Annotated in this window: 16 protein-coding genes; 3 read left to right on the top strand and 13 right to left on the bottom strand. The window is 73.4% G+C overall.

Features of this window, described 5'->3' with window-relative positions; all coding sequences use genetic code 11:
• Positions 1–19 precede the first annotated feature (19 nt).
• From OO52_RS05130 to OO52_RS05120, 3 genes are all read right to left on the bottom strand, one after another.
• Positions 20–1,189: a sensor histidine kinase gene (locus OO52_RS05130; protein WP_051818207.1), complete on the bottom strand. Its 1,170-nt coding sequence runs from the start codon at positions 1,187–1,189 to the stop codon at positions 20–22.
• Positions 1,190–1,361: 172 nt separating this feature from the next.
• On the bottom strand, positions 1,362–1,835 hold the full coding sequence (locus OO52_RS05125; protein ID WP_030641381.1) for a DUF3017 domain-containing protein: 474 nt from the start codon (positions 1,833–1,835) through the stop codon (positions 1,362–1,364).
• Entirely contained in the window at positions 1,825–2,679 is an 855-nt protein-coding gene (locus tag OO52_RS05120) for a bifunctional methylenetetrahydrofolate dehydrogenase/methenyltetrahydrofolate cyclohydrolase (protein WP_014674506.1), read from the bottom strand. The genes OO52_RS05125 and OO52_RS05120 overlap by 11 nt, the downstream gene beginning before the upstream one ends.
• A gap of 236 nt (positions 2,680–2,915) precedes the next feature.
• On the opposite strand from OO52_RS05120, the gene OO52_RS05115 reads away from it, so the two are divergent.
• The gene (locus OO52_RS05115) at positions 2,916–3,515 is read left to right on the top strand and encodes a hypothetical protein (RefSeq protein WP_030641379.1); all 600 of its coding nucleotides are present in this window, start codon (positions 2,916–2,918) and stop codon (positions 3,513–3,515) included.
• A gap of 72 nt (positions 3,516–3,587) precedes the next feature.
• On the opposite strand, the gene OO52_RS05110 is transcribed toward OO52_RS05115, so the two are convergent.
• The 4 genes from OO52_RS05110 to purN all read right to left on the bottom strand — a co-directional run bounded on the left by OO52_RS05110 (position 3,588) and on the right by purN (position 8,119).
• Entirely contained in the window at positions 3,588–4,232 is a 645-nt protein-coding gene (locus OO52_RS05110) for a LuxR C-terminal-related transcriptional regulator (RefSeq protein WP_030641377.1), read from the bottom strand.
• Positions 4,196–5,518 (bottom strand): sensor histidine kinase, encoded by a 1,323-nt coding sequence (locus OO52_RS05105; protein WP_030641376.1) that lies wholly within the window; start codon positions 5,516–5,518, stop codon positions 4,196–4,198. The genes OO52_RS05110 and OO52_RS05105 overlap by 37 nt, the downstream gene beginning before the upstream one ends.
• A gap of 406 nt (positions 5,519–5,924) precedes the next feature.
• A complete protein-coding gene (purH, locus tag OO52_RS05100; RefSeq protein WP_030641373.1) occupies positions 5,925–7,487 on the bottom strand; it encodes a bifunctional phosphoribosylaminoimidazolecarboxamide formyltransferase/IMP cyclohydrolase in 1,563 nt (520 codons plus the stop codon).
• Positions 7,484–8,119, bottom strand: a complete 636-nt coding sequence (gene purN, locus OO52_RS05095; RefSeq protein ID WP_030641372.1) for a phosphoribosylglycinamide formyltransferase — start codon at positions 8,117–8,119, stop codon at positions 7,484–7,486. Before purN ends, purH begins: the two co-directional genes overlap by 4 nt.
• A gap of 295 nt (positions 8,120–8,414) precedes the next feature.
• On the opposite strand from purN, the gene OO52_RS51980 reads away from it, so the two are divergent.
• On the top strand, positions 8,415–9,380 hold the full coding sequence (locus tag OO52_RS51980) for a hypothetical protein (RefSeq protein ID WP_078876787.1): 966 nt from the start codon (positions 8,415–8,417) through the stop codon (positions 9,378–9,380).
• Between the two features lie 21 nt (positions 9,381–9,401).
• Here the strand turns inward: OO52_RS51980 and OO52_RS54175 are convergent, their stop codons facing one another.
• Entirely contained in the window at positions 9,402–11,615 is a 2,214-nt protein-coding gene (locus OO52_RS54175; protein ID WP_324608276.1) for a cell division protein PerM, read from the bottom strand.
• A gap of 96 nt (positions 11,616–11,711) precedes the next feature.
• On the opposite strand from OO52_RS54175, the gene OO52_RS05075 reads away from it, so the two are divergent.
• Positions 11,712–12,587, top strand: a complete 876-nt coding sequence (locus OO52_RS05075) for a hypothetical protein (protein ID WP_030641364.1) — start codon at positions 11,712–11,714, stop codon at positions 12,585–12,587.
• Positions 12,588–12,664: 77 nt separating this feature from the next.
• On the opposite strand, the gene sucD is transcribed toward OO52_RS05075, so the two are convergent.
• The 5 genes from sucD to OO52_RS05050 all read right to left on the bottom strand — a co-directional run bounded on the left by sucD (position 12,665) and on the right by OO52_RS05050 (position 20,691).
• On the bottom strand, positions 12,665–13,549 hold the full coding sequence (sucD, locus tag OO52_RS05070; RefSeq protein ID WP_030641362.1) for a succinate--CoA ligase subunit alpha: 885 nt from the start codon (positions 13,547–13,549) through the stop codon (positions 12,665–12,667).
• Positions 13,550–13,575: 26 nt separating this feature from the next.
• Positions 13,576–14,754 carry an ADP-forming succinate--CoA ligase subunit beta gene (gene sucC / locus OO52_RS05065; RefSeq protein WP_030641359.1) on the bottom strand — a complete coding sequence of 393 codons (1,179 nt, stop codon included), beginning with the start codon at positions 14,752–14,754 and terminating at the stop codon, positions 13,576–13,578.
• A 518-nt stretch (positions 14,755–15,272) separates the two neighbouring features.
• A complete protein-coding gene (locus OO52_RS05060; RefSeq protein WP_420711379.1) occupies positions 15,273–16,682 on the bottom strand; it encodes a VWA domain-containing protein in 1,410 nt (469 codons plus the stop codon).
• The gene (locus OO52_RS52470) at positions 16,679–19,564 is read right to left on the bottom strand and encodes a DUF5682 family protein (protein WP_037628636.1); all 2,886 of its coding nucleotides are present in this window, start codon (positions 19,562–19,564) and stop codon (positions 16,679–16,681) included. Before OO52_RS52470 ends, OO52_RS05060 begins: the two co-directional genes overlap by 4 nt.
• A complete protein-coding gene (locus OO52_RS05050) occupies positions 19,561–20,691 on the bottom strand; it encodes an ATP-binding protein (protein WP_030641353.1) in 1,131 nt (376 codons plus the stop codon). The genes OO52_RS52470 and OO52_RS05050 overlap by 4 nt, the downstream gene beginning before the upstream one ends.
• Between the last annotated feature and the right edge of the window lie 45 nt (positions 20,692–20,736).

Below are 20,736 nucleotides of genomic sequence, written 5' to 3'. Positions count from 1 at the left end.
CCCGGCCGTGCGCCGTCCCTTACCGCTCCGCTTCTCGCGCACCCCCGCGGTCGCGTTCGGCGGCCGAGGTCGGCAAGGTCAGCAGGACCTCGTAGCCGCCCTCGGTGCGTGGGCCGACTCTGATCGTCCCGCCGTAGAGCGTGGCCCGCTCCCGCATGCCAATCAAGCCGTGACCGCCACTTGTGCGCATTCTGTCCGGATCTGCCCCCTCACCGTCGTCGGTGACGCGGACGGTCAGCTCCTGGGTGCCGTACCGGAGTTCGACGCGCGCCTGTGCGGGGCCGGCGTGTTTGAGCGCGTTGGTGAGGGCCTCCTGGACGACGCGGTAGGCGCACAGTTCGACGCCGGGCGGCAGCGGGCGGGCGGTGCCCTCGACCGTGAGGTTCACGGGCAGGCCGCCGGCCCGGACCCGGTCCACGAGTTCGCCGAGCCTGTCCAGGGTGGGCATGGGGGCCCGCTGCGGGGCCTCGGGGTCCTCCTCGCGCAGCACCTGGAGCATGCGGCGCAGTTCCTCCAGTGCCTCCCGGCTGGTGTCGGCTATGGTGCCGAGCGCGCCGCGCGCCTTGCCGGGGTCGGAGTCGAAGACGAACCGGGCGAGCCCTGCCTGCACGGAGATGACCGACATGTGGTGGGCGACGACGTCGTGCAGTTCACGGGCGATCCGGCCGCGTTCCTCGGCGACCGCGCGGCGGGCCCGCTCGGCGTGTTCGGCGCGCAGCCGCCGGGTGAGTTCGGCGCTGCGGCGGGCCAGGTACCCGAACCAGACGAGCACCGAGCTGTAGAGCAGGGCCTGGCCGACCACGGACGCCATGGAGGGGCTGTGGCTGACCACGCCGGCGTACACCCAGACCGCGGAGGTGCAGGCGGCGCAGGCCAGGGCGGTGCACGGCGGGCGGACGGAGGCCACGGTGTACAGGGCGAGCATGGCGCCGAAGGTGCACACCACCGGCCAGTGGCCGAGGCCGATGTAGACGCTCGCGGCGGCCTCGACGACCGCGAAGACGGCGACGGGGTGGAGGCCGCGCAGAGCGACGGGGAGGTGGGCGAGGGCGACGAGGGCGTAGGCGCGGGCGTCGAGTTCCGGCCATCCCTGCGCCCGGGACTCCTGCGCGACCAGGACGGCCACCACGGCCATGGCCACCGCGATCAACGTGTCCACGACGAGCGGGCGGGGGGTCCTCAGTCGCATCGCCGCAGGGTAACCCGCACGAGCGCGCCCGGGAGTCAACCGCGCGCGGTACCGCGGAAGTTGCAGCTGCCGCCCGCCGTACGCCCCCGCACACCACGGCGGTTCGGCCCCGGACACGGCGGTGGCCCGCGTCCCCCGGGGGAGGCGCGGGCCACCTGTCGTACCGGTCGCGCTACTTGTCGAGCGTGAAGTGCAGGATGTCCTTGAGGAAGGGGATCTGCAGCCACGGCTTGGGCTGGGCCATCATCGCGAGCAGCACGATGGCCAGGCCGAGGATGCCGTACGTGACGATGTCCGTGAAGCGGGAGCGGACGGCGAGCATGCCGACGCTGGGCAGCATCCAGCGCATGACCGCGCCGGCCAGCAGGGCGGCGCCGATCAGCAGGGTGCCGTAGCGGAACACGTCGAGCGCGGTCAGCAGCAGGCCGAGCGCCACCGTCGACAGCACGACGAGCATGGGCCACTGCCGGGCGGGCGCCGGGGCGTCGCCGGCCGCGGCCCGGCCGCCGCCCTCGGGGCGTGCGGTGTCCCTGGTGAACAGCGGGAAGCGGCGGGTGACGCGGCGCGGGCGCCCCTCGGCGTCAGGGGCGCTGATCGCGTCGCGCGCGGTCGGCTCCGCGGGTCCGCGGGTGTCCTCAGCCGGCACTGCGCTCCGCCGCCTCGACCACGTTGACCAGCAGCAGCGCCCGGGTCATCGGGCCGACACCGCCGGGGTTCGGGGAGATCCAGCCGGCCACCTCGGTCACGTCCGGGTGGACATCGCCGACGATCTTGCCCTCGGCGTTGCGGGAGACGCCGACGTCCAGGACGGCCGCGCCCGGCTTGACGTCCTCGGCGCGGATCAGGTGCGGGGAGCCGGCCGCGGCGATGATGATGTCGGCCCGCTTCAGGTGGGCGGAGAGGTCACGGGTGCCGGTGTGGCACTGGGTGACGGTGGCGTTCTCGCTGCGCCGGGTGAGCAGCAGCGGCATCGGGCGGCCGATGGTGACACCACGGCCGACGACCACGACCTCGGCGCCCTTGATCTCCACGCCGTGGCGGCGGAGCAGGGTGAGGATGCCGTTGGGGGTGCAGGGCAGCGGGGCCGGCTCGTTGAGGACGAGGCGGCCGAGGTTCATCGGGTGCAGGCCGTCGGCGTCCTTGGCCGGGTCCATCAGCTCCAGGACGCGGTTCTCGTCGATGCCCTTGGGCAGCGGGAGCTGGACGATGTAGCCGGTGCAGGCGGGGTCCTCGTTCAGCTCGCGGACGACCGCCTCGATCTCCTCCTGGGTGGCGGTGGCGGGCAGCTCGCGCTGGATGGAGGCGATGCCCACCTGGGCGCAGTCGCGGTGCTTGCCGGCGACGTACTTCTGGCTGCCGGGGTCGTCCCCGACCAGGATCGTGCCGAGGCCGGGCGTGACGCCCTTCTCCTTCAGGGCCGCCACGCGGGCGGTCAGATCGGACTTGATCTCGGCTGCGGTGGCCTTGCCATCGAGAATCTGGGCGGTCATGGTCCCATCCTCGCGGATGACCCGGCCCCGGTTCCAATCCGGGTGTCACGCCTTGATCAGTGATGTTGCACTTGCACAACACCTGACGCCTTTGGCTGGACAAGTAAGAGCCTGTTAAAGAACGATGAGCGGACAGTGCCGCGGGCAGTACCGGGGGGACGGACCGCATCTGTAGAACTTCCTCCGAACCGTGCCGCGCGTCGTCCCCGCACTTGAGCAAACGGAGGAAGACCGCCATGAGCTTTGGCGACCCCAACAACCCGTACGGCCCGCCGCAGGGCCAGCAGGGCGGCTATCCGCAGCAGGGCCAGCCCGGATACGGCTACCCGAGCGCCCCGCAGGGCCAGCCCGGATACGGCTACCCGGCCGCGCCGCCGGTGCAGCAGCCGTACGGCTACGGGGTGCCGATGGAGATGCCGGGCCTGATCAAGACGGCGCGGGTGCTGCTGTTCATCCTGGCGGGCTTCCAGTACCTGGCCGGTCTGTTCCTCGGCATCGCCGCCGGTGCCGCGCAGGACGTCTCCAACGGCATCGGCTCCGGTGACGACACGAGCATCGCCACCGGCGCGCTGATCGCGTTCGCGCTGCTGATGCTGGCGCTGGGCACCCTGTCGATCTTCCTGGGCGTGAAGTTCAAGAAGGGCGGCGGCGGCATCCGCGTCACGACGATCGTGTACGCGTCGCTGATGCTGCTCGGCAGCCTCGTGAACATCGTCAACGGCGGTGGCGGTTCGGCGACGTTCGGCGGGATCATCTCCCTGGCCTTCGCGGGCATCATCCTCGCGTCCATGGTCAACGGCTCCGCCTCGGCCTGGTTCAACCGCCCGCGGTACTGAGCTTCCCGGCACCACTCCTGGGCCGCGTCCCGTCCGCCGGACGGGGTGCGGCCCGGTGTCGTTTCCGGCGGCTCACTGGTCCAGGTAGGCCAGCACGGCCAGGACGCGGCGGTTGTCACCGTCCGTCGGGAGGAGGCCGAGCTTGGTGAAGATGTTGCTGATGTGCTTGGCGACGGCCTTCTCGGTGACGAACAGGGCCTGGGCGATGCCCGCGTTGGAGCGGCCCTGGGCGACGAGTTCGAGGACCTCGCGTTCGCGTTCGGAGAGGCTGCCGACGGACGCGTCGCGCTCCTTGCGGACCAGTAGCCGGGAGATGACCTCGGGGTCCATGGCGGTGCCGCCCGCGGCCACCCGCTGGATGGAGTCCAGGAACTGGCCGCCGTTGGTGACGCGGTCCTTGAGCATGTAGCCGACGCCCCGGCCGCCGCCGGCGAGCAGTTCGCGGGCGTAGAGCGGTTCGACGTACTGGGAGAGCAGGAGCACCGGAAGGTCCGGGTTCCGCTTGCGTGCGGCGAGGACGGCGCGCAGCCCCTCGTCGGTGAAGCTCGGCGGCAGCCGGACGTCGACGACGGCGACGTCCGGCTGTTCCCGGTCCAGCGCTTCGAGCAGGTCGGTGCCGTTGTCCACGGCGGCCACCACGTCGTGGCCGTAGGCCCCGAGCAGGCGGATCAGCCCGTCCCTCAGGAGGAAGTGGTCTTCGGCGAGGACAATACGCAAGGGATCTCCATCGTCGCCGTCGTCGGCCCGCCCACGGGACTGCTCACGGCCAGCACGCCGTCGAAGGTGGCGAGCCGGCGCTCGATGCCGCGCAGGCCGGTGCCGCGGGAGGCGTCGGCACCGCCGTGGCCGTCGTCGGTCACGGTGATGTGCAGCATCCCGCGATCGTAACGAAGGTCGATCCAGGCCCGGCCGGCACCCGCGTGCTTCGCGACATTGGTGAGGATCTCGGATACGGCGAAGTAGGCGGCGGACTCGACGGGCATCTCGGGGCGGGCGGGCAGGTCGACCCGGACCTCGGTGCGCACCGGGCAGGTCATCGCCAACGCCCGTATCGCGTCGGCGAGTCCGCGGTCGGCGAGGACCGGCGGGTGGATGCCGCGGACGAGGTTGCGCAGTTCCTCCAGCGCCGCCGAGGACGACTGCCGTGCCTCGATGAGCAGGGCGCGGACGGCCTCGGGGTTGCTCTCCAGCAGGTGCTCGGCCGCGTCCAGCGTCATGCCCATGGCAACCAGACGGGCCTGGGCGCCGTCGTGCAGATCGCGCTCGATCCGGCGGATCTCGGCCATCTGCGTGTCCACCGCGTCGGAGCGGGTGGCGGCCAGGTGCTGGATCCGGCTGGCCATCATCTCGCTCTCGCTCGGCGCCAGCATCGCCCTGGTGTAGAGCGCGTGCAGACGTACCACGCGCGGAGCCGCCCACAGGGCCAGCGGCAGTTGCAGCAGCCCGAGGACGCCGGCGAGCACCGCCGTGGCCTGGCCCTCGATCGGGATGAACTGGTACCACAGGCCGTCCCACTCCGCGGACAGCGGCACCCCGAAGAAGGCGAGGAAGACGCCCCAGGCGCCGCTGAGGAACAGCGCCGGCGGAAAGAAGGCGAGGAAACCGCCGGCGATCGGGTCCGTGAGCACCCAGACGTACTCCCGCCGGGTCTGCGGGTCGCTCATGATCCAGCGGTGGCGGGCGACGACACCGGAGGCTCCGGCGGGCGCGGGCGGCAGCGGTCCGGGCGGGCCGGGGATCTCCACGCCCGCCCAGCGCCGGGCGAGTTCCCGCTGCCGCGCGGCCAGGTCGCGCACGCCCTCCATGGCCCGCGGCACCATGCCGAGGCCGGGACCGACCAGGCTGATCGCGCCGGACACGGCGAGCGAGCGGCCGAGGGCCGCCAACGACATCCAGCCCAGGGTCACCACCCGGCGCAGACCCGTCAGTCCGGCCGGCACCGAGAATCCTCTGATCGCGTCCGGCGGGCGGGTCCCGCCGAGCTGCATCGTGCGGTCGTCCACGCGACTCGCTCCTTCCTGGCCTTGCTCCGCCGCGCGCGGCGCCGGTGCCGTACGTCTGTCGTGGTCCGAGGGGCGCACTCATTGTGGTGGCGGAGGGGCCGGGAAAGCGGTGGTGAAAACCCCCCTCTTGCGGCCCTTCCCGGCCAACTCCCGTCAGGGGGCGACGAACAGCGAGAGCGGGTCGGCCACGCAGGCGGCCCGGGGCTCCCCTCGGCCTCCACCGTCATGCGGACGGCGGCCAGGTGCGCGGGGGCGGGGCAGGCTTGGTGCGTGCCTGGAGCTCGAGACATCGCCGACCGTCGCGCGAGCGGTCGGCCGGGGCCGCTTCCGGACGGGTGGTGTCCGGATACGGCCGAGTCCCGCCCGTCGCGGACGGGCGGGACTCGGCGGGGGAAGCGGGTGCGGCTCAGTGGAAGAAGTGGCGCGTCCCCGTGAAGTACATGGTCACGCCCGCCTTCTTGGCGGCCTCCACGACCTGCTCGTCACGGATCGAACCGCCCGGCTGGACGATCGCCCGGACACCGGCGTCGATGAGGATCTGCGGACCGTCCGGGAAGGGGAAGAAGGCGTCGGAGGCCGCGTAGGCACCCCGGGCCCGCTCCTCGCCGGCCCGCTCGACGGCCAGCTTGCAGGAGTCGACGCGGTTGACCTGGCCCATGCCGACGCCGACCGAGGCGCCGTCCTTGGCCAGCAGGATCGCGTTGGACTTCACCGCACGGCACGCCTTCCAGGCGAAGGCGAGCTGGGCCAGCTCGTCCGCGTCCAGGGCCTCGCCGGAGGCCAGCGTCCAGTGGGCCGGGTCGTCGCCCTCGGCCTGGAGCCGGTCGGCGACCTGGAGGAGGGCGCCGCCGTCGATCGGCTTGACCTCGACCGGGTGCGCCGGGCCGTCGGGGCAGCGCAGCACGCGGATGTTCTTCTTCTTGGTGAGGGCCTCCAGGGCCCCCTCCTCGTAGTCCGGGGCGACGATGACCTCGGTGAAGATCTCCGCGACCTGCTCGGCCATCTCCTTGCTGACCGGCCGGTTCACGGCGATGACTCCGCCGAACGCGGACAGCGGGTCGCAGGCGTGCGCCTTGCGGTGCGCCTCGGCGACGTCCGCGCCGACCGCGATGCCGCACGGGTTGGCGTGCTTGATGATCGCGACACAGGGCTCGGCGTGGTCGTACGCGGCACGGCGGGCGGCGTCCGTGTCCGTGTAGTTGTTGTACGACATCTCCTTGCCGTGGAGCTGCTCGGCCGCCGCGAGCCCGCCCTCGCCGGAGGTGTAGAGGGCGGCCGGCTGGTGCGGGTTCTCGCCGTAGCGCAGGGTGTGCGCGCGCCCGAGGCTGGAGGCGATGAAGTCCGGGAACTGCGAGTCGTCCGCCGGCGCGTAGGACGAGGCGAACCAGGAGGAGACGGCGATGTCGTACTCGGCCGTGTGCCGGAAGGCCTCGGCCGCCAGCCGCTTGCGGGCGGCGAGGTCGAAGCCGCCGTCCTTCACCGCGGCGAGGACGTCGGCGTACCGCTCCGGGCTGGTGACCACGGCCACCGACGGGTGGTTCTTGGCGGCGGCGCGGACCATGGACGGGCCGCCGATGTCGATCTGCTCCACGCACTCGTCGGGCGAGGCACCGGAGGCGACCGTCTCACGGAACGGGTAGAGGTTGACGACGACCAGGTCGAACGGCTCCACGCCCAGCTCGGCGAGCTGCTCGCGGTGGCTGTCCAGACGCAGGTCGGCGAGGATGCCGGCGTGCACCTTCGGGTGCAGGGTCTTCACCCGGCCGTCCAGGCACTCGGGGAAGCCGGTCAGCTCCTCGACCTTGGTGACCGGGACGCCGGCGGCGGCGATCCGCCCGGCCGTCGACCCGGTGGAGACCAGCTCCACACCGGCCTCGTGCAGCCCGCGGGCCAGCTCCTCCAGGCCGGTCTTGTCATAGACGCTGACGAGCGCGCGACGGATGGCCCGCTTGTTGCTCTCGGCGGTCACTGGATAACTACCTTTCGTCCCTCGATGCGATAGCCGTTGCGGGCGAGCCGCCCCACGACCTCGACGAGCAGCCTTCGCTCGACTTCCTTGATGCGCTCGTGCAGCGCGCTCTCGTCGTCCTCGTCCCGCACCTCGACCACGCCCTGGGCGATGATCGGGCCGGTGTCGACGCCGTCGTCGACGAAGTGGACGGTGCAGCCGGTGACCTTGGCGCCGTACGCGAGCGCGTCACGGACTCCGTGGGCCCCCGGAAAACTGGGCAGCAGGGCCGGGTGGGTGTTCACGAACCGCCCGCCGAACCGCGCGAGGAACTCCTTGCCGACGATCTTCATGAACCCGGCGGAGACGACGAGGTCGGGCCGGTGGGCGGCCACGGCCTCGGCGAGGGCGGCGTCCCACTCCTCGCGGGATCCGTGGTCCTTGACCCTGCACACGAAGGTGGGGATGCCGGCGCGTTCGGCGCGGGCCAGCCCCTCGATGCCGGTGCGGTCCGCGCCGACGGCCACGACCCGGGCGCCGTACGCCTCGCCGACGGCGTCGATCTCGTCCAGCAGCGCCTGCAGATTGGTGCCGGAACCGGAGACCAGCACGACGAGGCGCTTGGCTGCCGGGTCGGCGGAGGTGGCGGCCACGATGGGGCCCTTTCTGGGGTTGCGATCCGTGTACGGCCGGTTTCGTACGGCCGGTTTGTACAGTCGTACGAATGCTTCACGCCCCCGGATACGGGGAAGTCTACGAAGCGGCCGACCGTCAGCAACGATACCGGCACTCGGGAAGGGGCCCCCGGGACGGGTGCGCGGCCGGAAGGTAGCGTTCGCAAGGAGACACGAAGGAGCAGCCTCGGGAACCGGGTCGTCGTGCGGTGCGTTCACGGGGTGGAAGCTCAAGTCGGACTGCCGTAGTCACCTAGGGGAAGACGCTCTTTTGATGCCCGATCGCAGCCTGCGACTCCTCACGTTCCCGCCGCGCCCGGCCCAGGGAGGCGAGCGTGGCGCCGCGCTGCTGCGGGAGCGCCCGACCTCGCCGCCCACGGAGTCGCCGCGGGGTGGTTCCGGCCAGGGGGGCGCCGGCCGGTCAGGCTCGGGGCACGGTGGCTCCGGACAGGGCGGCTCGGGGAACGGTGGTTCCGGGGCGGGTGGCGAGCGGCAGGACGACAACCCGTTCGCGCCGCCGCCGGAAGGCGCTCCGGACCAGCTGTGGTGGCCTCGTCACCACGGGGGTCCGTCCGGCCCGGGGCAGGGTCACGGCCAGGCTCCCGGCTCGGGGCACGGCGGTCACGGGCCGGGACACGGGTCCGGCCCGGGGCAGGGCCAGGCTCCCGGGCAGGGCCCTGGCGACGGTCAGGGGACCGGTGGCCACGCTCCTTGGGGCAGTCAGTGGAGTGACCGGCAGCCCGGCCGCTCCCCCGGCGGCTTCGGCGAACGCCCGGGCGGCGGCCCCCAGGGCCCCGGCGGACCAGCCGGCCCCGGCATGCGCTGGGACCCGACGGACCCGGCCCAGCGCCGCGCGCGGTACGCCCTGCTCTCGGGCATGTGGGCGGTCTTCTTCGCCCTGTTCAGCTGGCCCTACGTAGCCCTGCTGCTGGGCGCGCTCTCCCTGTACTGGGGCATCAGCGCCCTGCGCGCCAAGCCTCGCCGGCCGTCCCCGGACGCCCCGGCGACCCCGACCGCCCCCTCCGCTCCGGCCGGCCGGCCGCAGACGACGGCGGCCGTCGGCGGCCTGGTCACAGCGGGCCTGGCACTGGTCCTGGTGGCCTCCACCTTCACCGTCCAGCTCGTCTACCGCGACTACTACACCTGCGTCAACGACGCCCTCACCCACGAGGCCAAGCAGTCCTGCAACACCCTGCTGCCCCGCGAGCTGCGGGGCGTGCTGGGCACGGAGAACAGCTGAGGCCTCCCACGGGCGCCGGGCTCAATCGGAGGAGCCCGCGCGGGGGCCGGGGTCGGGGCCGGGGGCAGGGCTGAGACCGGGGCGGGACTCGGGGCGCCGGTCGGCGTCCGGCTGAGGCTCGGCGTGCGCCCCTGGGCGTACCTCGGCGTGTGTCTCCGGGTGCGGCCGGGGCGGGGTGTCGGGGGCGGCGCCCTCGGGGGCGTCCTCGCGGGCGTTCTCCGCAGTTCCTGTCGCCTGCTTCAGGGCAGCCCAGCGGGAGGCACGGGCGATGTCGTCGTGCCAGCCCGCAGTGAACGGCTCGGCGGCCGGCGCCGGGGTCGGGTACGAGGTCGGGAACGCGTCGTCGGCGGGAAGGACCTCGTACAGGTCCTCCTCGTCCTCTCCGGTGGCACCGGTGACCGGACCCGCCACCACCCGAGCGGCCGTGCCCCCCTTGTCCGCGTCCTTGCCGCGGCCCCACACCTTGAGCCGGCCCGCGGTCCCGCCCACGGAGTCCCCGCGCGCCGTACCGCCGTCGGTCACGGCGGGCCCGCCCGCGCCCCGCACCGCTTCGCCGGCGGCCTGACCCGCGTCCGGGCCCGTGGCCGCCGCCTCCCCGGCGTCCGCCGTGGTCCCCGCCTCCGCGCCCTCGCCCGGCTGCCCCGTCTTCGCCGCGGCCGTCGGTGTCCCACCCGCCGCACCGCCCTCCGTCGCCTCCGTCGACGCCACCGTCCCGGTACCGCCCTTCCCCGCGACCGCGGGCGTCCCCGCCCCCGTACCACCGTTCGCCTCGACCGCGAGCGCTCCCAGCCCCGTACCGCCCTTCCCTCCGGCCGCAGGAGTCACCGCCCCCTTGCCGCCCTGCACGCCCTGTGCGCCCTTCAGGGCCGTGGCCCCCGGCTCCGCGCCCTGGGCCGGGACGCCGTCGCGGCGCCGCAGCCAGGTGCGCAGCCGCCAGGCCCGGGCGATCAGGGCCACCGGCAGCGCGAACACCAGCGTCCAGGCCCCGGCCGCGCCCCCGGTCTGCCACCACAGCGGGCCGAGGCGGGACAGCGCGGCGACGCCCAGGGGGCCGCCCGCCAGCACGGCGAGCAGGGCGAGGACCGCCGCGCAGACCAGTGCCGTCAGCAGCACCACCCCGGCGGTACGGCCGGCCGACCAGCGGGCCCGCGCCGGCCCCCCGGCCTCCGGCCGGCGCACGGCCGCCCGCGCCACGAACCACCCCGCCGTCATCCCGGCCACCGCCGGCACCAGCGCCGCCGCCCAGTTCTCCGGCGTACCGGCGCCGGGCTCCGGCACCGCGGCCAGCAGGGGGAACGGCGGCAGCAGCGGCGCCGGGTCGGAGGCGAGCGGGTGGACCACGTGTCCGGCGCCGAGGAGGAAGCCGGGGCCGAGCGCGTAGGAGGCGGCCCAGACCGCCGCGTTGGGGATCAGCGCGATACCGAGCAGCAGTACGGCGAACCGTCCGGTCCAGCCCTCCGTCAACTGGAGGAAGGAGGCCCTCGCGGGCTCGCCGTGCCACACCAGTGACACGCCGACCAGCAGCGCACCGCCTCCGAACAGCACCGTCGTCGCGGCACCGGCGGCACGTACGGCCGCACCCAGCCGCGCCCGTTCGTCCGTGCCGAACACCAGGCGCCGCACCGGTCCCGGCACCACCACCAGCACGCTCAGCACCGGCTCGCGCGGGCGGCCGTACGCCGACCACACCCCGGCACCGGCCGCGCTCGCCGCGACGAGCGGCAGACACACCGTCACCCAGGTCCACTCGGGGTGGAGTTCACCCCGGGAGCAGTACAGCGCCGCGGCGGCGCCGACACCCAGATAGCCCAGGACCACGCCCGTCCACGCCGTACGCGCCCGCACCGGTGGCGGACCGTCCGGTTCGGTGGGCGCGTCGGTGGCGTCCCGCGCCGCCCGGTACAGCAGCCACAACGGCAGGGCGAGCAGCAGCAGCGGGGTGACGCCGACGGGCATGGGCGCGCCGGAGAGCGTGTCGGTGCGGGTCAGTTCCACGCCGTGCGCCAGCAGCCACAGGGCTGCGGCGATGTGCAGCGCGCCGTCCGGTCCGCTGTCCGGATAGGGCGAGCTGACCCACAGCATCATCACGAGCACGGCGAACGAGGCGAGGCCCAGTCCGGCCGCGACGGCACCGCCCAGCAGGCCCGCGGCGAGTCCGGGTGAGCGGTCGCGCATCCGGTTGGCCAGAGGCGACATCGAGGAGCGGCGAGCGGTCATCGGGATCACGCTCGCCATGCTCCCAACGACACGCGCTTTCCCGTCGTAACAGGCGAACCTCCGAAGTGTCGCTCAATATACGTTTATGTTCTTTTTCGTACAGAAGGGTGCATGGTGACGACACAGAGCCCCGAGCCGACGGCCCCTCAGAACCGTTCGCCCGAGGCGTGCCTGACGGCCGAACAGGCACCCTCCCTGACCCCCGCTCAGGCCTTCGACGCGCTGTACGCCTTCTGCGCCCCCGCCCTCGTACGCCAGACCTATCTGCTCACCGGGCGCCGGGAACTGGCCCGCGAGTCCGTGGAGCGGGCCTTCCAGCTCGCCTGGCAGCGCTGGCCCGAGGTGGCCCAGGACCGTGACCCGGCCGGCTGGGTGCGGGCGGTCGCGTACGACTGCGCGCTCTCCCCCTGGCACCGCTTCCGCCCCCGCTACCGCTCCCCGGAACCCCCGCCCGCCGACCCGGCCGACCAGGCCCTGCTGAACGCCCTGCTCAGGCTGCCGGCGTCGTACCGGCGCACGCTCGTCCTGTACGACGGTGTGGGCCTCGACCTGCCGGAGACCGCGGCGGAGACGGAGGCGAGCACACCGGCCGCCGCGAACCGGCTGATCCACGCCCGCGAGGCGGTGGCCGCGCTGCTGCCGGAACTGGCCGATCCGCAAACGCTGCACCGCCGCCTGCTCGAACTGGCCTCCAGGGAGCGGCTGCGCGCGGAGAAGTCGACGACGGTACGGACCGGCTGCGAACGCCGGAACGTCTTCTGGACCCGGGCGGCCATCGCCTTCACCGTGACGATCATCGGCGCGACGACCCTGACGCTCCGCACCGCACCGACGCGCTACGAAGCCCCGGTCGCCCCCGCCCAGGCGGTGCACGGCGTTCCGCCGCCGGCCGGCCTGGGCCCGCTGTCCCCGCAGGAGCAGAAGCTGCGGACGAACCTCCACCGAGCGGAGACGAGCGGACCGGAGAGACTGGCACCGGAGCCGAGGTGAGCGGTGGCGGTCCAGGAAACGTCGGTAGGCCCGCCCCGGGCGAGGGGACGGGCCTACCGACGTGTGGAGCGGGAAGCTCAGGCGCTCAGGATCTCCCGGGCCAGCTTCGCCGTCTCGGTCGGGGTCTTGCCGACCTTGACGCCCGCGGCCTCCAGGGCCTCCTTCTTCGCCTGGGCGGTGCCGGACGAACCGGAGACGATGGCGCCGGCGTGGCCCATGGTCTTGCCCTCGGGCGCGGTGAAGCCCGCGACGTAACCGACGACCGGCTTGGTCACGTTCTCCTTGATGAACGCGGCCGCGCGCTCCTCGGCGTCGCCACCGATCTCACCGATCATCACGATCAGGTCGGTGTCGGGGTCGTCCTGGAACGCGGCCAGGGCGTCGATGTGCGTGGTGCCGATGATCGGGTCGCCACCGATGCCGACGGCGGTGGAGAAGCCGATGTCCCGCAGCTCGTACATCATCTGGTACGTCAGCGTGCCGGACTTCGACACCAGACCGATGCGGCCCGGCTTGGTGATGTCGCCCGGGATGATGCCGACGTTCGACTGGCCCGGGGTGATGATGCCGGGGCAGTTCGGGCCGATGATCCGGGTCTTGTTGCCCTTCTTGCCTGCGTACGACCAGAAGGACGCCGTGTCGTGCACGGCGATGCCCTCGGTGATCACGACGGCCAGCGGGATCTCGGCGTCGATGGCCTCGACGACCGCGTCCTTGGTGAACTTCTCCGGCACGAAGATGACGGAGACGTTGGCGCCGGTCTTCTCGATGGCCTCCTTGACGGTGCCGAAGACGGGTACCTCGGTGCCGTCGAAGTCCACGGTCTGACCCGCCTTGCGCGGGTTCACGCCGCCCACGACGTTCGTGCCGTCACCGAGCATGAGCTTGGTGTGCTTCATGCCGGTGGCGCCGGTCATGCCCTGGACGATGACCTTGCTGTCCTTGTTGAGCCAGATAGCCATGGTGGTTTGAGTCCTCGTCCTCGTGCTTACTTGGCGGCGGCCAGCTCGGCGGCCTTGTCGGCCGCGCCGTCCATGGTGTCGACGCGCTGCACCAGTGGGTGGTTGGCGTCCGTGAGGATCTTCCGGCCCAGCTCGGCGTTGTTGCCGTCGAGGCGGACGACGAGCGGCTTCTCGACCTTCTCGCCGCGGTCCTCCAGGAGCTTCAGGGCCTGCACGATGCCGTTGGCGACCTCGTCGCAGGCGGTGATGCCACCGAAGACGTTCACGAAGACGGACTTGACGTCCGGGTCGCCCAGGATGATCTCCAGGCCGTTCGCCATCACCTGGGCGGAGGCGCCGCCGCCGATGTCCAGGAAGTTGGCGGGCTTGACGCCACCGTGCTTCTCACCGGCGTACGCGACGACGTCCAGGGTGCTCATGACGAGACCGGCGCCGTTGCCGATGATGCCGACCTCGCCGTCGAGCTTGACGTAGTTGAGGTTCTTCTCCTTGGCGGCGGCCTCCAGCGGGTTGGCCGCGGCCTTGTCGTGGAGCGCCTCGTACTCGGGGTGACGGAACTCGGCGTTGTCGTCGAGCGACACCTTGCCGTCGAGCGCGATGACCTCACCGGAGGCGACCTTCGCGAGCGGGTTGACCTCGACCAGGAGGGCGTCCGACTTGATGAAGGTGTCCCACAGCTTGACCAGGACGTTGACGACCTTGTCCGCGACCTCCGCCGGGAACTTGGCGGCCTCGACGATCTCGCGGGCCTTGGCCTCGTCCACACCGTCGATCGGGTCGATCGCGGTCTTGGCCACGGCCTCCGGACGGGTGGCCGCCACCTCCTCGATCTCCATGCCGCCCTCGACGGAGGCGATGGACAGGAAGGTGCGGTTGGCACGGTCGAGGAGGAAGGAGACGTAGTACTCCTCGAGGATCTCCGGAGCGGTCTCGGCGATCATGACCTTGTGGACCGTGTGGCCCTTGATGTCCATGCCGAGGATGTCCGTCGCGCGGGCGACGGCCTCGTCCGGGGAGGCGGCCAGCTTGACGCCACCGGCCTTGCCGCGACCACCGACCTTCACCTGCGCCTTGACGACGGACTTGCCGCCGAGCCGCTCGGTGATCTCGCGCGCCGCCTCAGGCGTGTCGATGACTTCACCGGCCAGCACCGGTACATCGTGCTTGGCGAAGAGGTCCCTCGCCTGGTACTCGAACAGGTCCACGCGCTTCCGTCCCTATCAGTGATCTCGCGGTTCGTTGGATGCGTGGGCGTGCCGCGAAGGGCAACGTGACGTCCGCTGTCACTAGGGAAGCGCACACGGTGTCCGAGCGCGCGGCATGTCCGTCTCGCAGGTTATCGCTGCTTGCGGGGGCCCTCTAAATCGCGGGTCACACCTGAGCGGTGATACCTGTCACATGATGCCGGTTTTCCTGGCACAGCGTGCCGCCTCCGCGTGCGGTACGGGCGTTGTGCGAGGCCTCACCGGGCTGGGGTGTACCCGGTGAGACCCCCCTGGCGGCCCCGGGGGGCCCGGGGCCGGGGCGCTTGATCCCCACCCCAATGGGGACCACCCGCCCCATCCGCGAGGCTCCGCCCGGACGAGCCGACGGCTTTCGACCCACCCGGGCCGGCCACCCCGCGGAGCTGTGCGCGGCGCAGTGCTGTGCGCACCGCCCACTCGGGATACCGGGTGCCCCCTCCGGCCCGGTGTCACGCCGCCCGGTCTCACGCCGTCCGGTCTCACCCCGTCTCCGGTATCGGCAGGGGTCGTTTCTCCAGCGCGGCGGCCATCACCTCGGGGAACAGGTCGGGCGTGCAGGCGAAGGCCGGTGCGCCGAGCGCGGCGAGCGCCGCCGCGTGATCGCGGTCGTACGCGGGCGCCCCCTCGTCCGACAGCGCGAGCAGCGCCACGAACTGCACGCCGGACGCCTTCATCGCCGCGACCCGCTTGAGCATCTCCTGGCGGATACCTCCCTCGAAGAGATCGCTGATCAGCACGACGACGGTCTCGGCCGGCCGGGTGATCTGCGCCTGGCAGTAGGCGAGCGCCCGGTTGATGTCCGTACCGCCGCCGAGCTGGGTGCCGAAGAGCACGTCGACCGGGTCGTCGAGCTGGTCGGTGAGATCGACGACCGCCGTGTCGAAGACGACCAGCCGGGTGCTGAGCGACCGCATGGAGGCGAGGACCGCCCCGAACACCGACGCGTACACCACGGACGACGCCATCGACCCGGACTGGTCGATGCAGAGCACGACCTCCTTCTTCACCGACCGCGCGGCCCGTCCGTAACCGATGAGCCGCTCCGGTACGACCGTGCGGTGCTCGGGCAGGTAGTGCTTGAGGTTGGCCGCGACGGTGCGGTTCCAGTCGATGTCGTGGTGGCGCGGGCGGGTGATCCGGGCGCTGCGGTCCAGGGCGCCGGTGAGGGTGGCCCGGGTGCGGGTGGCGAGCCGCTTCTCCAGGTCCTCCACCACCTTGCGCACGACCGCGCGGGCCGTCTCCCGGGTCGTCTCCGGCATCGCCTTGTGCAGCGAGAGCAGCGTGCCGACCAGGTGTACGTCGGCCTCCACGGCCTCCAGCATCTCCGGCTCCAGCAGCAGGGAGGCGAGGCCGAGCCGGTCGATGGCGTCGCGCTGCATGACCTGGACGACGGAGGACGGGAAGTAGCGGCGGATGTCCCCCAGCCAGCGCGCCACGGACGGTGCCGAGGCACCGAGCCCGGCCGACCGGTCCCGGCTCGTCCGCGGCTTGTCACCCCTGCCGTCGCTCCTGCCGTAGAGCGCGGCCAGCGTGCCGTCCATCGCCGCGTCCCGCCCGGACAGCGCGTACCCGGTGCCGTCGGCCTGGTCCCCGCCGAGCACGAGCCGCCACCGCCGCAGCCGCTCCCGCGCGGGGTCAACGGCCGCGGCCGACGCCGTCGGCTCGACCGCGGTGGGGGACGTGACCGAGCTGTCTGTCGAGGTGGCGGTGGTCGTGGTGACGATCGTGGCGGAGCTGTCCATCGTGGCGGTGGTGGCGGTGGTGACGATCGTGGCGGAGCTGTCCGTCATGGCGGTGGTGGCGACCGTGGCCGAGCTGTCCGCCATGGCGGTGGTGGCGACCGTGGCCGAGCTGTCCGTCGTGGCCGTCCTGTCTGTCCTGTCCGTCATGTGCCCACCCCCGTGAGGCAGTCGTCGTGCGTCGAATCGGATGCCGTCTCGTGTACCGCTTCGCGCGTAGCGCCGGGTGGCGGGGTGCGCGCCGGGGCGTGCGGCGAGCCGTGCGCCGGGGCGGGCACCGTGTCGACGCCCGCGTCCAGGCCGAGCAGCAGCCGCAGCACCGGGAGCACGGCGTCGGCGCGGTCGGTGTCCGGTTCGGCGGCGAAGCCGGGGATCGCGGCTCCCTGGGCGGTGGCTCCGCCGGGCCGGCCTCCCGGGCCACGCCGGACCAGTTCACCGAGGGTTCTGCGCACGCCCGGCTCGTACGCCGCGAAGGTGCGCCGCAGCAGCGGCAGTACGTCCGTGAAGGCGTCCGCCGGAACCCCGGTCAGCCAGGTGTCCAGCAGGGCGAGCAGCCGCTCGTCGTGCACGAGCAGCAGGCCGCCCCCACCACCGGCGAAGCCCTCCACCCAGGCGGCGGCAGCGGCGGGCGGCGTGCCCGGCGACAACGCGAGCCCCATCAGCCGGGCCGCCTCCTCGGGCGCCAGTGCCCCGTCGTCCAGCAACAGCCGCACGGCCCGGCCCCGGATGACACCGGGCGCGGTGTCCCGCAGGGACAGCACCCGCAACACGGCCCGCCAACGCTCCCGCAGCCCACCGCCGCCGGCAACCGCACCAGCACCATCGCCGGCCGCCCCCGCGGTCACACCGGCGCCGTTCCCGCCCTCACCGGCACCATCGCCGGTCGCACGCACAGCCGGGCCGGCGCCTTCCCCGCAGGCTCCCGCAGGACCAGCGGCGCCATCACCAGCCACCTCCGCAGCCGCACCAGTGCCTTCCCGTGCCCCTTCCGCAGCCGCACCGGCGCCCCCCGCGGCCACGACGTCAGACCCACGAGCGGCATCGCCGGTCAGCCCCGCCGTCGCACCGGCGCCTTCCCCTGCCACTCCCCCGGACGCGCCGCCGTCTTCCTCACCGTCTCCCGCAGGGCCAGCGGCGCCATCACCGTCCACGTCCACAGCCGCACCGGTGCCCCTCTCGTCCGCCCCAGTGGACACCCCGGCCAGGCTCTCCATGAGTAGCCCCACCGCCGTGTGCACGGCGTCCACGTGGCCGCGCATCTCCTCCGCCGCGTCGGTGTCGAGTGCGACGCAGGCCGGGGGCAGCCCGACGAAGACGCGTTCGGCGAGGCCCGCCGCGACCTCGGCCAACGCGCCGGTGTCGGTGCCGCGCACGTCGCCGTAGCGCAGCGAGCGGACCAGGGCGGGCAGGGCCTGGGCGAGGTGGCCGACGTCGGTGTCGAGGGCCGCCCGGTCGGCGAGCACCCGCATGACCACGGGCAGCGCGTCCGGCAGCCCGGCCAGCAGGCACTGCTCGGCGAGCGCGGCGACGTCGGCGAGTGCTTGCGCCGCCAACGCGTCCGCCTCCGCCTTGGCCCGTGCCGCCGCGTGGACGGTCGTCCCCCACACGCCCGCCTCGGCGACCCGTACCGACAGCTCGGGCTCCCAGCGCAGCCGCCAGGTCTCCCGGAACGTGCCCGTGCTGCCCCGGGACCGGGCCGGTTCGCCCCAGGCGACGCCGAGCAGCCGCAGCCGGTGCAGCAGCCTGCTGCGCGCGGCGTCGGTGTCCCCGCGCAGATCCAGCTCCAGCTCGCGCTCCAGCGCCTCCGGCTTCAGCCGCAGCGACCGCTGCTGCCGGGCCAGGTCCCGCTGCAACGGCACCGCGGGCGCCGACTCCGGGACCTCGCCCAGGACGTCCCCGACCACCAGCCGGTCGTGCACCAGCGCCAGCGGCACGTCCGAGCCGTCGCACAGCACCGCCCGTACCGCGTCGGTGGTCTCGCCCAGGCCGGGCAGCGGACGGCCCCGCAGCACGGCCAGGGTCTCCGCGAGCCGTACGGCCTCGATGACGTGCGCGGAGGACACGATCCGGTCCTCCTCGCGCAGCAGCCCGGCCGCCTTGGTCAACCACCGCTCGACCGGCCGGTCGGGGGCGTGGAACAGATGCCCGTACCAGCCGGGCGCGTCGATGCCGGCGCCATAGCCGCCGGACCGGGCCAGCCTGCGGTGCGTCCACGGCACCCAGGTCAGGTCGGTTCTGACCCTGGGCAGGCCCTTGAGCAGCGCCCGGTCGGCGGTGACGGTGGTCCTCTCGCCCAGCGCGGGCACGTGCCAGGCCCCGCAGACCACGGCCACGGCGTCACCGAACTCCTTGCGCGCGTCCCGCAGCCGGAGCCGCATGTGCGCCTCGCGGACCAGGTCCCGGGGGCGCCCGCCGGCGCCGTACCGCTCGCGCAGCGCTCCCATGGCCTCCGCCACCGCCGCGAACGGCGCGAACGGGTCGCGGGCGCCCGGCCCCCGGTGCTCGACGACGTCCTCCCACCAGCGCTCGGGATCGTCGTACCCGGCGGTCTCGGCGAGCACGGCGAGGGGGTCGACGCGGGGGTCGGCGCGGACCTGGTCGCCGTGACCGGAGCCGGGTGCGGGCCCGGGCTCTCCGGCGTCGTCCCCGTCCTCGTGACCGGACTCGTCCGCTTCCTTCTGCCACGCCAGCGTGTGCGTGGCCGGCAGGTCGATGAAGCGGGCCGGTACGCCCTGTTCCAGCGCCCATCGGATGGCCACCCACTCGGGGCTGAACTCGGCGAACGGCCAGAAGGCCGAGCGGCCGGGCTCGTCCACGGCGTGGGCGAGCAGGGCGACCGGGGGCCGCAGGCCGGGGTCGGCGGCCAGCGGGATGAGTGCGTCGGCCTCGGGCGGGCCCTCGATCAGCACGGCGGCCGGCCGGGCGGCGTCCAGCGCGGCCCGCACCGCGCGCGCGGATCCCGGCCCGTGGTGCCGCACCCCGAGCAGCAGCGGCCCGGAGGCGCGGGCCGTGCTCCCGCCGGGGCCGGTCACGCGCTCACCTCGCGGCAGGCGCGGTAGAAGTCGGTCCAGCCCTCGCGCTCGCGGACGACCGTCTCCAGGTACTCCTGCCAGACGACCCGGTCGGCCGCCGGGTCCCGGACGACGGCGCCGAGGATGCCGGCGGCGACGTCTCCCGGCCGCAGCACGCCGTCGCCGAAGTGGGTGGCGAGGGCGAGGCCGTTCGTGACGACGGAGATCGCCTCCGCCGTGGACAGGGTGCCGCTGGGCGACTTCACCTTCGTCCGGCCGTCGGCGGTGATGCCGTCGCGCAGCTCGCGGAAGACGGTGACCACCCGGCGGATCTCCTCGATGCCGTCGGGCGCGGCCGGCAGGTCGAGGGAGCGGCCGAGCTGCTCGACGCGCCGGGTGACGATGTCGACCTCGGCGTCCGCGCTCTCCGGCAGTGGCAGCACCACGGTGTTGAAGCGGCGGCGCAGGGCGCTGGAGAGGTCGTTGACCCCGCGGTCGCGGTCGTTGGCGGTGGCGATGAGGTTGAAGCCGCGGACCGCCTGGACCTCTTCGCCCAGCTCGGGGATGGGCAGGGTCTTCTCGGACAGGATCGTGATCAGTGTGTCCTGCACGTCGGCCGGGATGCGGGTCAGCTCCTCGACCCGTGCCGTCATGCCCTCGGCCATGGCCCGCATGACGGGGCTGGGCACGAGCGCGTCGCGGCTCGGCCCGTGCGCGAGGAGCCGCGCGTAGTTCCAGCCGTACCGGATCGCCTCCTCCGGAGTGCCGGCCGTTCCCTGTACCAGCAGCGTCGAGTCACCGCTCACGGCGGCGGCCAGGTGTTCCGACACCCAGGTCTTGGCGGTGCCGGGCACGCCGAGCAGGAGCAGGGCGCGGTCGGTGGCCAGCGTGGTGACGGCGACCTCGACGATGCGGCGCGGGCCCACGTACTTGGGTGTGATCACCGTGCCGTCCGGCAGGGTGCCGCCGAGCAGGTACGTCGCCACCGCCCACGGCGACAGCTTCCAGCGGGCCGGGCGCGGGCGGTCGTCCTGGGCGGCGAGCGCGGCGAGTTCGGCCGCGAAGGCCTGCTCGGCGTGCGGTCGCAGTGCCTGCGCGGTCTCGTCGCGGTCGGGTGCGGCGGTCGTCGGTTCCACGGACACAGACATGGCTGAGGCCCCCTCCAGCTCGGCCGGTTCGGATCTGGCATCCAC

Source organism: Streptomyces flaveolus (assembly GCF_000716535.1).
In the GTDB taxonomy this organism is placed as follows: domain Bacteria; phylum Actinomycetota; class Actinomycetes; order Streptomycetales; family Streptomycetaceae; genus Streptomyces; species Streptomyces flaveolus_A.
The sequence above is the reverse complement of the archived record's forward strand: the minus strand, read 5'-3'. Positions and strand labels throughout refer to the sequence as shown.

Coding starts and splice junctions, on each gene's coding strand:
- OO52_RS05130 (WP_051818207.1), bottom strand. CDS start 1,189: ATGCGACTGAGGACCCCCCGCCCGCTCGTCGTGGACACGTTGATCGCG.
- OO52_RS05120 (WP_014674506.1), bottom strand. CDS start 2,679: ATGACCGCCCAGATTCTCGATGGCAAGGCCACCGCAGCCGAGATCAAG.
- OO52_RS05115 (WP_030641379.1), top strand. CDS start 2,916: ATGAGCTTTGGCGACCCCAACAACCCGTACGGCCCGCCGCAGGGCCAG.
- OO52_RS51980 (WP_078876787.1), top strand. CDS start 8,415: ATGCCCGATCGCAGCCTGCGACTCCTCACGTTCCCGCCGCGCCCGGCC.
- OO52_RS54175 (WP_324608276.1), bottom strand. CDS start 11,615: ATGGCGAGCGTGATCCCGATGACCGCTCGCCGCTCCTCGATGTCGCCT.
- sucD (WP_030641362.1), bottom strand. CDS start 13,549: ATGGCTATCTGGCTCAACAAGGACAGCAAGGTCATCGTCCAGGGCATG.
- OO52_RS05060 (WP_420711379.1), bottom strand. CDS start 16,682: ATGACGGACAGGACAGACAGGACGGCCACGACGGACAGCTCGGCCACG.
- OO52_RS05050 (WP_030641353.1), bottom strand. CDS start 20,691: ATGTCTGTGTCCGTGGAACCGACGACCGCCGCACCCGACCGCGACGAG.